At 41.7% G+C, this 12,844-nt stretch carries 10 protein-coding genes, 13 tRNA genes and 2 pseudogenes; 23 read left to right on the plus strand and 2 right to left on the minus strand.

Features of this window, described 5'->3' with window-relative positions; translation table 11 throughout:
- Nucleotides 1-204: 204 nt before the first annotated feature.
- The 16 genes from NIE88_RS17640 (at nt 205) to NIE88_RS17715 (ending at nt 3,616) form a co-directional block, all read left to right on the plus strand.
- Complete coding sequence (locus NIE88_RS17640) at nt 205-1,086, plus strand: methyl-accepting chemotaxis protein (RefSeq protein WP_253064155.1); 882 nt, start codon at nt 205-207, stop codon at nt 1,084-1,086.
- A gap of 617 nt (nt 1,087-1,703) precedes the next feature.
- Nucleotides 1,704-1,775: transfer RNA gene (locus tag NIE88_RS17645), tRNA-Glu, on the plus strand.
- Between the two features lie 74 nt (nt 1,776-1,849).
- Nucleotides 1,850-1,925 (plus strand) — tRNA-Val (locus NIE88_RS17650).
- A gap of 6 nt (nt 1,926-1,931) precedes the next feature.
- Nucleotides 1,932-2,005 (plus strand) — tRNA-Met (locus tag NIE88_RS17655).
- Nucleotides 2,006-2,009: 4 nt separating this feature from the next.
- A tRNA-Asp gene (locus NIE88_RS17660) sits at nt 2,010-2,085 on the plus strand.
- 67 nt (nt 2,086-2,152) lie between these two features.
- A tRNA-Phe gene (locus tag NIE88_RS17665) sits at nt 2,153-2,228 on the plus strand.
- Nucleotides 2,229-2,237: 9 nt separating this feature from the next.
- Nucleotides 2,238-2,310: transfer RNA gene (locus NIE88_RS17670), tRNA-Thr, on the plus strand.
- A gap of 60 nt (nt 2,311-2,370) precedes the next feature.
- Nucleotides 2,371-2,452: transfer RNA gene (locus NIE88_RS17675), tRNA-Tyr, on the plus strand.
- Nucleotides 2,453-2,464: 12 nt separating this feature from the next.
- Nucleotides 2,465-2,535 (plus strand) — tRNA-Trp (locus NIE88_RS17680).
- Between the two features lie 167 nt (nt 2,536-2,702).
- A tRNA-His gene (locus NIE88_RS17685) sits at nt 2,703-2,778 on the plus strand.
- A 7-nt stretch (nt 2,779-2,785) separates the two neighbouring features.
- A tRNA-Gln gene (locus NIE88_RS17690) sits at nt 2,786-2,857 on the plus strand.
- 6 nt (nt 2,858-2,863) lie between these two features.
- Nucleotides 2,864-2,938: transfer RNA gene (locus NIE88_RS17695), tRNA-Gly, on the plus strand.
- Nucleotides 2,939-2,944: 6 nt separating this feature from the next.
- A tRNA-Cys gene (locus tag NIE88_RS17700) sits at nt 2,945-3,018 on the plus strand.
- 36 nt (nt 3,019-3,054) lie between these two features.
- Nucleotides 3,055-3,136 (plus strand) — tRNA-Leu (locus tag NIE88_RS17705).
- A 106-nt stretch (nt 3,137-3,242) separates the two neighbouring features.
- Nucleotides 3,243-3,398 (plus strand): winged helix-turn-helix transcriptional regulator, encoded by a 156-nt coding sequence (locus NIE88_RS17710; RefSeq protein WP_253064157.1) that lies wholly within the window; start codon nt 3,243-3,245, stop codon nt 3,396-3,398.
- 17 nt (nt 3,399-3,415) lie between these two features.
- Nucleotides 3,416-3,616: a winged helix-turn-helix transcriptional regulator gene (locus NIE88_RS17715; protein WP_253064159.1), complete on the plus strand. Its 201-nt coding sequence runs from the start codon at nt 3,416-3,418 to the stop codon at nt 3,614-3,616.
- Nucleotides 3,617-3,837: 221 nt separating this feature from the next.
- On the opposite strand, the pseudogene NIE88_RS17720 reads toward NIE88_RS17715, so the two are convergent.
- Nucleotides 3,838-4,531, minus strand: a pseudogene (locus NIE88_RS17720) (aspartate/glutamate racemase family protein).
- A 715-nt stretch (nt 4,532-5,246) separates the two neighbouring features.
- On the opposite strand from NIE88_RS17720, the gene NIE88_RS17725 reads away from it, so the two are divergent.
- From NIE88_RS17725 to NIE88_RS17750, 7 genes and pseudogenes are all read left to right on the plus strand, one after another.
- Nucleotides 5,247-6,278: an acyltransferase family protein gene (locus NIE88_RS17725; protein WP_253064160.1), complete on the plus strand. Its 1,032-nt coding sequence runs from the start codon at nt 5,247-5,249 to the stop codon at nt 6,276-6,278.
- Nucleotides 6,279-6,537: 259 nt separating this feature from the next.
- Nucleotides 6,538-6,774 carry a hypothetical protein gene (locus tag NIE88_RS17730; RefSeq protein WP_253064165.1) on the plus strand — a complete coding sequence of 79 codons (237 nt, stop codon included), beginning with the start codon at nt 6,538-6,540 and terminating at the stop codon, nt 6,772-6,774.
- Between the two features lie 209 nt (nt 6,775-6,983).
- Nucleotides 6,984-7,556, plus strand: coding sequence for a MerR family transcriptional regulator (locus tag NIE88_RS17735; RefSeq protein ID WP_253064166.1), 573 nt, complete (start codon nt 6,984-6,986; stop codon nt 7,554-7,556).
- A gap of 27 nt (nt 7,557-7,583) precedes the next feature.
- A pseudogene (locus NIE88_RS22875) lies at nt 7,584-7,802 on the plus strand (GyrI-like domain-containing protein); the annotation flags it as partial.
- 677 nt (nt 7,803-8,479) lie between these two features.
- Complete coding sequence (locus NIE88_RS17740) at nt 8,480-9,235, plus strand: class I SAM-dependent methyltransferase (RefSeq protein ID WP_253064168.1); 756 nt, start codon at nt 8,480-8,482, stop codon at nt 9,233-9,235.
- 9 nt (nt 9,236-9,244) lie between these two features.
- Nucleotides 9,245-9,577, plus strand: a complete 333-nt coding sequence (locus NIE88_RS17745; RefSeq protein ID WP_253064170.1) for a cupin domain-containing protein — start codon at nt 9,245-9,247, stop codon at nt 9,575-9,577.
- A 655-nt stretch (nt 9,578-10,232) separates the two neighbouring features.
- The gene (locus NIE88_RS17750; RefSeq protein WP_253064172.1) at nt 10,233-10,886 is read left to right on the plus strand and encodes a YdeI/OmpD-associated family protein; all 654 of its coding nucleotides are present in this window, start codon (nt 10,233-10,235) and stop codon (nt 10,884-10,886) included.
- Nucleotides 10,887-11,291: 405 nt separating this feature from the next.
- Here NIE88_RS17750 and NIE88_RS17755 read toward each other — a convergent pair whose 3' ends face one another.
- Entirely contained in the window at nt 11,292-12,659 is a 1,368-nt protein-coding gene (locus NIE88_RS17755; RefSeq protein WP_253064174.1) for an FAD-dependent oxidoreductase, read from the minus strand.
- Nucleotides 12,660-12,844 lie beyond the last annotated feature (185 nt).

The following is a 12,844-nucleotide window of genomic DNA, read 5'->3' on the forward strand; positions in this document are numbered from 1 at the left end:
GCTACGTTCTGGCGATAACGTAGCCTGTTTTTTGTCCGAATGATGAGTTGAATGGAGAAAATAATGGCAAGGAGGAACTCGCTTGCGTCGATTATTTTAATCGTTGTGTTGATTGATTAATAGATTATTGAATTTTCTATTTTGTTTCAAGAAAAATAAGGTGCGGTCATAATTCAATTTTAAATGTAAAAGGAGGAGAAAAAAGTGCAGTCTTTCAATAAATTTTTTGACAAAGTAATGAATAAATTTCTTATTATATTGTACCGGGCAGACCACCAGTCACATAAAATGGTGGTCGTTCCAGAAAGGAATCTTGGTGTAAACAAAAAAAATAAATCTAAATCTGAATTTAATTTTTCAGTTCATACGATTTCGAATCGTACCCATGAAATAACGCATCAATTAGAACGCGTGAATAAAAAAACAGAGCTTATTTACAAAGAAGTAAACATAATTAATGAAAAGATCAACCTTGCTGGAAATCACTGTGACTATGCTGCTGAATCTGTCAGGAATGGGAAACAGTCGCTTGAATGTCTCACAGGATTGATGAAGCGAATTTCTAGTATTGCGTGTCATCTTGACAACTTATCGGATGAATTAAAAGAACGGATTAATGCAATTGGAGAGAAACATCATTCGATTAGCAGTCGTTCGATGCAAGCACAGTTTCTTTCTTCGGATGCCTTAGTTGAACCAGTAAGTGTCAATCAAGAGATGCAGAGATCTTATGCCTTTTCCAATGGTGCAGCGAATTCGTCGGGACAGACGTCACATTCTGAAAGTCAAAAATTACTTTCAGAAGTGCAGATCATAACCAATGAGTTGATTGAATCAATAAAAAAAGGAGTTTGTGAAGTAAATGAGGGGTTGGAGTTGGCGAGTCAAACCAACGACTCGTTTGAGCATATAGGCAATTCAATTCAATTGGCTAGTAAAGAAATGAACAATGCCACCAGTTCACTATGGTCAATAAAAAGTGGGAATGGGGTGATCGTTGAGTCACTGGATCAAGTGAACCAATTAATAGAGACCATCGTCACTAGCAATGAGCGAATGGTTAAAAAAGCAAATGGCAGCACTTGAAAGATGGCAAAGAATTAGTACATATCAAAGTAACTTGTAAACAGTGCACGTTTCTGAATTGTGTTGGAGGAGAAAAAACGCAGGCACTCTGATTAAGATGATTCCATGACGTAGAAAAAAGTACAGATGAACGTGCAATTTTTGAATCGGGGGTCGTGACTTTGGAACGGAAGATGGTTATTATACAATTCTTAGATCGGAGGTGTTCAACCTGGTATAAAGTAGACGATAAAGTTATTCATTGCTCAAAGAGACATTATCGTAAAGGCGATTTGATTCAGATTAACACAAAGAAATACTGTGTCATTGATGACCATATCTATTTGCGGGTACGGCCGATGTGTCGCACCGAGATCAATCCATTTAAACCAATATCTTTTGATGCTTCTGATATAGGAAAGAGAAAAGTTTTTCATGTTCTTGAATGAGACCAGTTTGCTGATCCGCTTAGAAACGTTCTTTGAATAACTCATTTTTAATTGAATTCATTAGCATAAATCGGTTATACTGGAATAGTTGATTTTGAAAATTAATTATAAAAAAACACTTGCAATTTGGCTTCAATGATGGTAACATTTTAAAAGTCGGCGACAGGATGTTGCGACATTTGCTTTTCCGGCCCGTTCGTCAAGTGGTTAAGACACCACCCTTTCACGGTGGGTTCATGGGTTCGAATCCCGTACGGGTCATTGTTTTACTTGATTTTTTATGAGCCATGTATTAGACTGTAATGGTGTTTTTAGTGGCTTGTTCAAAATAATATGGAGGATTAGCTCAGCTGGGAGAGCGTCTGCCTTACAAGCAGAGGGTCATAGGTTCGAGCCCTATATCCTCCACCATATCATCGCGGGGTGGAGCAGTCTGGTAGCTCGTCGGGCTCATAACCCGAAGGTCGTAGGTTCAAATCCTGCCCCCGCAATTATGGATCCGTGGTGTAGGGGTTAACATGCCTGCCTGTCACGCAGGAGATCGGCGGTTCAAATCCGCTCGGATCCGCCATTTTATCTTGTTATTTACAGCAGTTGGCTGATCATATAATGTATGTAAGCAATTGTTTTTACATAATGGCTCGATAGCTCAGTCGGTAGAGCAGAGGACTGAAAATCCTCGTGTCGGTGGTTCGATTCCGCCTCGAGCCACCATTTGTTCGTGCCGATCTAGCTCAATTGGTAGAGCAACTGACTTGTAATCAGTAGGTTGGGGGTTCAAGTCCTCTGATCGGCATCATTATCTTTTATTGTAATAGATGCCAATATCTATTCCTTATCTTTTATTTATTATTATGGAGGGATAGCGAAGAGGCTAAACGCGACGGACTGTAAATCCGTTCCCTACGGGTTCGAAGGTTCGAATCCTTCTCCCTCCATTTACATATTATAGGGGTATAGTTTAAAGGTAGAACAGAGGTCTCCAAAACCTCCAGTGTGGGTTCAATTCCTACTACCCCTGTTGTTTTAAATTAAAGTTTAAAATGAGGACAAAAAGAACCGAGAAGATCAAGGAAGCGCAGGTTCGAGTACCAGGGCGTATGATGATACGTGAGGAACGCAGGAACAAGCTGACGATGAGATTCGACAGTGATTTTCCCCGGAATTTTAAACAATCAATATATTATGGCGGTTATGGTGAAGTGGTTAACACACCGGATTGTGGTTCCGGCACGCGTGGGTTCGATCCCCACTAACCGCCCCATCAATTTTGGCCCATAGCCAAGCGGTAAGGCAACGGTTTTTGGTGCCGTCATGCGCTGGTTCGAATCCAGCTGGGCCAGTTATATGCGGAAGTAGTTCAGTGATAGAACATCACCTTGCCATGGTGGGGGTCGCGGGTTTGAATCCCGTCTTCCGCTCCAATATATGGCGGCATAGCCAAGCGGTAAGGCACGGGTCTGCAAAACCCTTATCCCCGGTTCGATTCCGGGTGTCGCCTCCATTAATTTACTATTTACTGCCATTATTTTTTCATTGTGCCGGTGTGGCGGAATTGGCAGACGCGCACGACTCAAAATCGTGTTCCTTCGGGAGTGTCGGTTCGACCCCGACCACCGGTATTACGATCACCTTAAAGAGGTGAAACGAGATGCTTGAAAATCGTTGTCAAATCAACGTGTTCAAGCATTTTTTGTTTTTTTAAGGAATTTGTAAAAGGAGGCCATTATGACTGAGAAAGTTTATAATGTTGGCGTTGAAGCAGCTATGGAATTATTAAATGGTAAATGGAAGTCAGTGATTCTTTGCCGCATTGCAGCAAGCAACGGGATCAATACCGGTGTATTGCGAAGATCGATTCATGGGATTTCTCAAAAGGTTTAACGGAGCAATTACGCAGTTTGGAATCAGGAGGCATTATTGCTCGTCATACGTATCATACAGTACCGCCAACAGTTACCTACTCACTGACCACAGAAGGACGACAGTTAATTGCGCTTTTTGAAAGTTTGCGTGACTGGGGCGAGAAAAATATAAAAAAACGACAAGCCACCGGCGAATCTGTTCGATTGGCCGAACATCATTGCGGATATCAATGTTAGGCAAGGATGTTGTGTCATCTTTATAAAGAAAACGGGCAGTACTTAAGAGGCACTGCCCGCTTTCTTTGGGGTGAGCTTTCTTTGGGGTGAGCTTGCTTTGAGGGTGGCTGGGAACTTCCGGTAAGGGCAAGCTGATCATAATTATGAGGAAATCAGACGTAGCGGTGCGAACGGTGAGGCAGGGGGAAATCACAGCATCCTCCTATTCATTTTTAATGTGTTCAATCAGATGAAAGCGCATCGTTAACCGCTTCATGACAATGGATCAGCGTTGTATCAAACAGAGGAACCTCAGTATCCGATTGATGGATCAACAGTCCGATCTCTGTACAGCCCAGTATGATTCCCTCTGCTCCTCGTTTTTTTAAGGAATCGATAATAGTTAGATACCGAGATTTAGAAGCAGGTTCGATCTTGCCCAAGCATAGTTCATCATATATGGTTTTATGAACAAAGTCGCGATCCTCTTCGTTGGGTAGGATGACGTTGATTCCATTGTCTATAAGTACTTGTTTATAAAAACGCTGAGGTAGTAAATCGTGTACCTAACAAGCCAACGGAAGTAATTTCAGCTTTTTTAAGTGCGTTTACTGTAGTTTGAGCAATATGAAGCAGCGGAATAGTGAGTGCTGACTGAATTTGCGGCGCGACTTTGTGCATCGTGTTGGTACAGATCACGATGAAATCCGCACCAGCTTTGACTAATGCTTGAGCCGCATCAACTAAGACCTCTCCTGCTTTCTCCCACTGATCTGTCGCTTGATACTTTTCAATTTCATCAAAATCCACGCTGTATAGAATTATTTTTGCTGAGTGCAGTCCGCCAAGCGTTTTAGCAACTGTCTCATTGATGACTTGATAATAGGTCTGTGTACTTTCCCAGCTCATTCCACCAAGCAAACCAATTGTTTTCATTATGATCTTCTTCTCTTCTCATCAAGAATAGTAATTATTATAAAGACAAATGAAGAAACAACAAGTAGGTACAAATTTGTTCCTTTTGATTAAAGACCATTTTAATGATAACTTGGCGTGTCAACTTTTTTTCATAGCAGTCATCCAATTGAACAAAAGATGTATGTGCTGACATTGAAGGCAACTAACCGGATTGAAAAAGGGTTCGGTTTATTTATGGAGAAAGTATTATCGAATCAATTCTGGTATTCGAAAAAGCGAAGTGAAGGGTGTTTGTTGATGGCAGAAAATAGATCTATTCTTACAGAGGCCGGGCAAATGGACAGGTGCTACGTGCGATCATTCTGGACTACAGTCCAATTGCGACGAATCGCACATGCATTTTCAATAGGTACAAACAAAAATGGATAGTCATGCTGCGAGGGAGTAACCATCCTTTTTGTGCGGAATGAAGCGATCGCTTGTTCATCGTCCTTTATTATTTATCCATTCTGCATTTCGTGATCATCGAGATAGGGGGCACAGTCAATTCAGCAAGTCGGATTTAAATAATTGCTTTTTTTACATTTCGATTAAACTTTCTGAATCCCCCTTTTGAAATAAAAAAATCGTGCTAGACTAATCATTTGTGAGGCATTTTTCAGTAACATTTTCCATTTTGACTGATGTTTAACTCGGGATGGAAAAGCATATGGAATGAAAGGTGATCGTTGATATGGTGTCAGCCACAAAGCGGCGAATTATATGGGTAGATATAGCAAAGGCGCTGGGAATTATTGCGGTTGTGTTCGGGCATGCCATTGATTCCCAGCGGGATATACGTTCTTTTGATCTCGTTTATGACGCCATCTATTGGTGGCATATGCCGCTGTTTTTTATTATCGGCGGCTTCTTTTTAAAACCGCTTTCTCACAATTGGAAAGCAATTCGTCATTTTTGGTCTCGTCGTTGCAAGCCGTTAGTAATTTCATACTTTCTAATGGGAAGTCTTTTAATTATGCTCAGCCATTTTGTCCGTAATCAGGACTGGTCCTACACCGCATTCTATTTTGTCCGCCTGGTTTACGGTGGCCGAACCTTAAATAATTATTTAAGTATTTTCTGGTTCATCAATGTCTATCTTCTCACTTTGATTGTTGTCATTTTTATAATTTCTTGGGTGCGTTCTGTTGTCTTGCAATGGGTTATCAGTCTGACTCTGTTTGCCATTGGGACAATTCATCAGCAACCCACGTTCTTAGGGCATCCTTATTTTCCATGGGACGTCCAAGTAGTCTTAATGACCACCACCTATATGCTGGCCGGATACTACGGGTTCAGGTTCCTTCATACCATTTCTCATAAATATATGACCCTTTTGGCCATCGGTATCTTTTATATGCTTCTTATTCATGATCAATTTACTAAGAAAATCAATTTCACATTATACTTAAAATCGGATAATCTGAATCATACAGGACTGGCCTTGATTGCGCCGCTCGTTTTATGCTTAGGGGTTATTTTAGTTTCACAAATCATAAGCGAACTTAAATTATTTCATTGGCTAGTGTTTTTGGGGCGCCACACTGTGCTGATTATGTTTTGGCATCGCGCACTTTTTGACTTACCAGAAATCGTGGGACTGCCCGATCATTGGCTGTTAAAATGTCTGATTGGCTTGTTAATCCCTCTGTTCGCCATTATAATATGGAAACAATTCAAACATTTTCTGATGCACCATCGCCCAAAACAGTTTGTGAGCAGCTGATCTTAGTTTGAATAAATATAGAAAATGTTGATGAATGCATCGAATTAGAAAAATCGACGTTCTGAAAGTGAAAAAATGCCGACTTATCAGTGGATGAAGATACTGGGCAGCGTTGGTTTTGCCGGCATTCTCGCAGATGAGATGATTAGGTAAGATGCTACAGACTGTCTCATTTTTTGGAGCGCAATGTCTTTCTTCTGGTCCTTAAAGGTCGGAAATACAGAACTGAATTTAACCGTCGCCGATATGATCATTCTTTATGAGCTGTGGGAATCCGGCAATCGGATGCGCTTATCGGACCGGCCCAGCGAAGCGTCGTTCAAGTGGTTCGTCTCACCACTTAGAACACATAATTAAAGAAAAAATTCATGAACTGCAGGAAAAGGAAAAGAATTTAATTGAAGTAGTCATTGAATCCCGCGATCCATCGCTGTCGCGATTGACCGAAAAAAAACAGGGAGATTCTGAATATCTGAGCAGTTTTTCGTGTATGTAATGGAGAAAATAGGAGTGCGCCTTTTTAAAAATGATGAAGAATATTGCTTGCGGATCGTTATTTCATTAATGATCCACAAGCTTTTTTAATTTTTATAGCTGCTATTCAGTAGGCGCGGATAGTGTTTCACTTTTTGTTGACTCTCCCATAATGAGAGCGTTTATACTATTCTTGAGCTCAAAAATACTCATGCGTGTGAGGTTATAACAATGTTAAAAATCGGCGACTTTTCAAAACTGTCACGAATCAGTATACGTATGCTGCGTCACTATGATGACATCGGGCTGCTTGTTCCGAAAAGTACCGACCCATTTACCGGTTATCGGTATTATAACGAGGATCAGCTCCCGCTTGCAGATCGAATCCATGCCCTTAAAAAAATGGGATTCAGTTTACATGCTGTGTCGAAAATACTCAAAATCTACAATGATCCTCAGTCCCTCAAGAAGTATCTTATGGTGAGACGGCTGGAAGTCATGGAGCAAATGGAAACGAGCACAGTACAGCTCCATTTGCTTGAAACAACAATTCAACGATTGGGGAAGGATGAACATGTGATGGACTATAGTGTTACATTAAAAGAAATGCCATTACGAACGGTGGCGAGTGTACGAAACGTAATTCCCTCCTACGATAAAGAGGGAATTCTATGGGAACAGATGATGCAGGAAATCGCCATGCAGAACGTGCGCTATGCGAATCCTTGTTATTCAGTTGCCATTTTCCATGACAAGGAATATAAAGAACAGAATCCGGATGTGGAAATTCAACTGTCTGTATAAGGCGCTTATCACGACACGGATCATGTTGTCTTTAAGGAAGCTCCTTCAGTTCTTGTTGCTTCAGCAACGTACAAAGGAGACTATGATCAGATTTCAGAGGTAAATCAAACCGTCGCGCGTTGGGTGAAGGATAACGATTATGATTTTGACGGAGCGATGTTTAACATATATCATGTAGGTCCAGCACAAACACAGAATTCTGATGAATTTGTCACGGAAATTTGCTTTCCGGTGAAAAAGAAATAATGGCTCACTTCAAAAAGCACTGTTTGCTTAAATGAGTAGACAGTGTTTTTTTACAATGCATCAAAATATATTTCTGGGATGATGGAAATCAGGTGCGGATCGCTCAAAAAATATTTTAGCTTGAAGGCACTGCATCCGTTCTACGTGGGTATTGCCATGCTGCCAGTGTTTCATAGCACTGGCAGATTTATTTTTACCTTGAATTAGTCTTATTAGACACAGTTCGCGCGAGTTCATGCGATCATTGAAAGTAGTGTTAGATGAACTAGGAAAGTTAAAACGTTGACATGCATCCATCCTATTAAAAAGTGTAGATATTTCGTGAATTAATTATAGGTTTGTGATTTATTTGCGATTATCATTATCTCTTATCGATTTGGAATGAAGATTTATCGAAAAAATTTAATGAACAAGAAAATGGTTCATTTGAATACCAGTGAAAAAATCGAAGTTCGTCCTGCATGTGCACGCTCATTGCCAGTCTGAAAAAGGTGCGAACGAATTGTCAATGGGTTTGGTCCTGTTGTGTCGGGTGACCGATGACAAAGTGAACACACAAGGTTCTTCATTAATTGATCTAGATCAATGTTTTTTTGCAGAATCAATTTATAATAGTTAATGAAAATGATTATCGTTATCATTTGATTTTATCTTAGTTTAATTATGGAGGTACCTTCATGGTCCACAGAGAAGCAGGACACCGTTTCTTGGCACGTCTAGGGAAAAAACGGTTACGTCCAGGCGGAATCGAAGCCACACATTGGCTTTATAAGCAGGCGAACCTTTCCGAGGGGAAAAAGATTCTGGAAGTAGCGTGTAATATGGGTACAACGGCTGTCGAGGTCGCTCAAACTTATCGTTGTTCAATTATCGGTGTTGATCTAGATTGCAAAGCACTGGAGAAAGCGGAAGCAAACATACGCAAAGCCGGTGTTGAAAAGTATGTATCTGTTCAATACGCCAATGCGACGAATCTGCCGTTTGATAATCAAAGCTTTGATGTTGTCATTAATGAGGCGATGCTGACGATGCTGCCTAAAACGGCTAAACTCAAGGCGGTTCAGGAATATTATCGTGTATTGAAGCCGGGAGGTGTCTTATTAACCCATGATGTGTCGTTTCAGGAACTGCAAATGGAACAACTTTTGGAAAAGCTACGAGAGACGATCAATGTGCGTGTTGAGCCTCTGTCGGTGGAAAGTTGGGAACAGCTCTTTCGCCAAATAGGTTTCGCGAACGTCACGACGAAATACGGGGCAATGACGTTACTTTCGCCCCGTGGAATGATTCGAGATGAAGGCCTATTTGGTGCAATGAAAATAATCAAAAACGGATTAAAGAAAGAGAATCGAACGATGTTCCGCCAAATGGTTCATTTCTTTAACCAGACGGGTAAAAATCTAAAATATATTGCTGTATGCAGCAGAAAATGAGGCATATCTATGTCAGACTTTATTAAAAATTTAACCGCAAAAAAGATTTTGAACCTGAAGCAGGAAATTCCAATCAACAATCATCTTGTTGTAAGCAAGACATTGGTCCAGCAGTTGCATGTTGGGATGACGCTGTTCTCACTGGACAAGGATGAGTCCATCAGTGCACATAAAGCAACTGGTGACGCCCTCGTTTATTTGCTCAGCGGACACGCAAAAATAACACTGGACGGCGAAGATTTTAATGTTTCTGAAGGGGAGAGTCTGCTTATGCCGGCAGGGGTGCCGCATGCACTTTATGCAGAAACTGCTTTCCAAATGCTTTTGATTGTTGTGAAATAAACTGTAGCGCTGATGCCAGAAAAACACAAAGCCTTCTAAATTTTTCTAATGCGAAACGACCGGTAACTAGGTTTCACGGATTAAAAAAGTATATGATTTTACAGTAAAGCAAAAGGTTGTGGAATAAATGTGCAGGTACGAGACTCCTGCGGGAGTGCAGGAAAGGAGAGACCCCGCAGGCATCTGCTTGTTTGAGGAGGCCCCCGGACTGCTGCGAGCGCGCCAGTTGATCGCGAGCAACCGGAGCGTATTCAAAACCTGGCGTTTTTTGCTCGGTTTTTCTTAGCACATATTAATTCAACTGAATCGTCAGCTTAATACTTGGAGACTAACGGCAGTCAATTTTCAGCCGTTCAATCCGTCAATTTTTCTAAGAACAGCATTTTTAAAATTATCTGCTAACAATTTCTTCTTTGTGCTGGTTTCAAATAAATATCTTTGCAATGGCCTGAGAATCGGAAGCTATTGATAGTGTCGCAAAAACGGCAGTATCTATGAAAAGGCAAGGAGTAGACTTAACTTTTCTAGAGCAATAGGTTCTGTTATCTAAGGCGCTTAACTGGATGAGAAAAAGTATTTCGTTTATCTTATTAGTAGAGAACGTGAGACGACCTATCCTAATAATCCAGAAAAATAAAGCGAAAGGTGTTTCTTGATGGCAGAAAGCAGATTGAATCCTAAGGTCGATGAATTTTTAAAGAAGCCAAGCAAGTGGACGGAATGTTATGTACGGCTCAGGGCAATTGCTCTTGATTGCGGGTTGGCGGAAGAATTTAAGTGGATGCATCCGTGTTATACAGTTGAAGGAAAAAACGTTGTACTGATTCATGGATTTAAAGACTATTGCGCACTGCTGTTTCACAAAGGGGCGCTGTTAAAGGACGCACGGAGGATTCTTGTTCAGCAAACCGAAAACGTTCAGGCGGCGCGCCAGATTCGTTTTACCACGGTTCAAGAAATTGTGGATCTGGAAGATGTGATCAAGGCTTATATTCATGAAACGATTGATGTTGAAAAAGCGGGTCGAAAAGTAGCGATGAAGAAACGTGCGGACAATGAAATGCCGGATGAATTAGCGCAGAAATTTGAGGAACTTCCCGAACTGAAGACTGCGTTTGAGGCGTTGACGCCAGGGCGGCAAAATGCCTACATTTTTTACATCGCGCAAGCGAAACGATCGGCCACACGGACGGCACGAATTGAGAAAAATATGCCGAGAATCCTCCAAGGGAAGGGATTAAATGATTGTGTGTGCGGGCACTCGAAAAGAATGCCCAGTTGTGATGGCTCACATAAGCATTTTCAATAAGCGAAGAAAGGACAGCCATGCTTCGGGGGACAGCGGCTGTCCTTCATTATACTGAATTATTTTGTTTTGCATCTATCTCTAGGGATCAATTGTGAACAGTGCACAGGCGAGGCGGCAATGCCAAGGACAGGGCAAACGACTTTGTCCTGTCCTTGGCATGAATATAGTTTGGTGCTGACCATTGCTCGCCCGGCATTACTCATTGATCTGAAAACTAATGAAGAACAGGACTAAGAACGGCGAATTCAGTAATTTATCGATCACAGTGTGAAAAAAATCGGTCAGTATCAAAAAGGCGGCAGAGTAGGCAGATCCATGGTTCCAATCGGCATAAAGTGACAAATCCCCTCAGCCCAAAAACAGATTGAGGGGATTTGAACCGTTTATTTTCTAACGGAACACTTTTTACAATGCTACGGGCTGAATTTTCTTTGCTTGTTTGTAGGCAGCCTTAGCAAGCTCGCAAAGATAATTCCATTGCTGATCAAATTCCGGCTGGAAGAAGAAATCGGCAAATGCCAGTTGCTGCGTCGTTTGTTTTGTCGCAATTGCTAGGGAAAGAGTATTGATTGCAGCTGTAATGTCATGCTTCGACATCAATTGAGCACCGACAATTCTATCTGTGCCTACTTCATAGGTCAGTTTCATATAAACTTTTTCCGTGCCCGGAACGAACGCCGGACGGTAATAATTTTCGATGTAAACCGAGCGGGTTTCAAGGCCGCTCTTAGCCGCTGTCGCATCCTTTATTCCCGTCGATGCGAACTTATAATCAAATAGCGAGAGTGCCGAGGTTCCGGATACTCCCTCGATTTTTAACGTCGGCTTCTCAAGGTTCAATGCGGCAGCGACGCCTTGGCGGCGAGCGTTGGTTGCTAAGGCAATATTCTGTTCTTTACCCGTCGGATTATATTTAATCATGCATGCATCGCCGGCAGCAAAGACGTCCGGTGCGCTTGTTTTCTGATAGGCGTCAACGACGATTGTGCCGTTAGGATTGAGATCCAGCGTGCCTTTCAGCCAATCTGTATTTGGCACAACACCTGCTGCTTCAACAACAAGGTCGGCAGGATATGTGCCCTTATCGGTAATGACCGCAGAGGCCTTGCCGTCCTCGCCTTGAATTTCCTGGACAAATTCACCCGTGCGAACGGCAATGCCACGTTTTTTTAGATCTGCCATCAGAATATCGGTAAACTCTTGATCCAGGTAAGTTGGCAGAATGCGTTCGGTGACATCAATGACTGTCACATGCTTCCCGGCCTTTGCATAGGCTTCGACTAATTCAATGCCGATATATCCGCTGCCGATAACGACGACATCAGAAATCGCCGGATCATCAATTTTTGCTTTATTTTTTAGCGCCCATTCTCTGCCGCGCAGGAAATAAACATTTTCGAGATCGTTTCCCTTAAAGGGCAGCTTCCGGGGAACCGCGCCGGGCGCCAGAATTAGTTTGTCATAGGTTTCATTATAAACTTCACCGGTATCAAGATTCTTCACACGAATTTTTTTCTGATTCGGATCGAGGCCAATCACTTGATTGCGCGTATAGACATCGACGCCTTGATCACTGTAGCCTTCCTTGGTTGCATAGTGAATATAGTTGATGTCCTGAACGGCACCCTCCAAGTATAACTGAATGCCGCATGACAGGAAGGATACCTTATCGGACTGCTCGAACAATTTGACTTTAGCCTCCGGATAATTTTCCAAGACTGTTTTTACTGCTTCATAACCACCGTGAGATGTTCCGACCACAACAATATTCAAGTAAGTCATCCTCCTTATAGATGCGAGATAATAAAAAACTTTGGAGCAAAATAAAGAAAAAATAGACAAACGTATTCAGCGCAGTACATTAAGCTGAGCCTTTCAATTTTGCTTCACTTAGATAATAACGAATATCTACTTGGAATTAAAATAATCTGCTCACGTAAATATTTGGATTAAGATTG

The organism is Sporolactobacillus shoreicorticis, from assembly GCF_024125445.1.
Lineage (GTDB): Bacteria > Bacillota > Bacilli > Bacillales > Sporolactobacillaceae > Sporolactobacillus > Sporolactobacillus shoreicorticis.

Bases quoted from the DNA above. Each gene is read 5' to 3' on its own strand.
- NIE88_RS17710 (WP_253064157.1), top strand. From the start codon at position 3,243: ATGACTGAGAAAGTTTATAATGTTGGCGTTGAAGCAGCTATGGAATTA.
- NIE88_RS17725 (WP_253064160.1), top strand. From the start codon at position 5,247: ATGGTGTCAGCCACAAAGCGGCGAATTATATGGGTAGATATAGCAAAG.
- NIE88_RS17730 (WP_253064165.1), top strand. From the start codon at position 6,538: ATGAGCTGTGGGAATCCGGCAATCGGATGCGCTTATCGGACCGGCCCA.
- NIE88_RS17735 (WP_253064166.1), top strand. From the start codon at position 6,984: ATGTTAAAAATCGGCGACTTTTCAAAACTGTCACGAATCAGTATACGT.
- NIE88_RS17740 (WP_253064168.1), top strand. From the start codon at position 8,480: ATGGTCCACAGAGAAGCAGGACACCGTTTCTTGGCACGTCTAGGGAAA.
- NIE88_RS17745 (WP_253064170.1), top strand. From the start codon at position 9,245: ATGTCAGACTTTATTAAAAATTTAACCGCAAAAAAGATTTTGAACCTG.
- NIE88_RS17750 (WP_253064172.1), top strand. From the start codon at position 10,233: ATGGCAGAAAGCAGATTGAATCCTAAGGTCGATGAATTTTTAAAGAAG.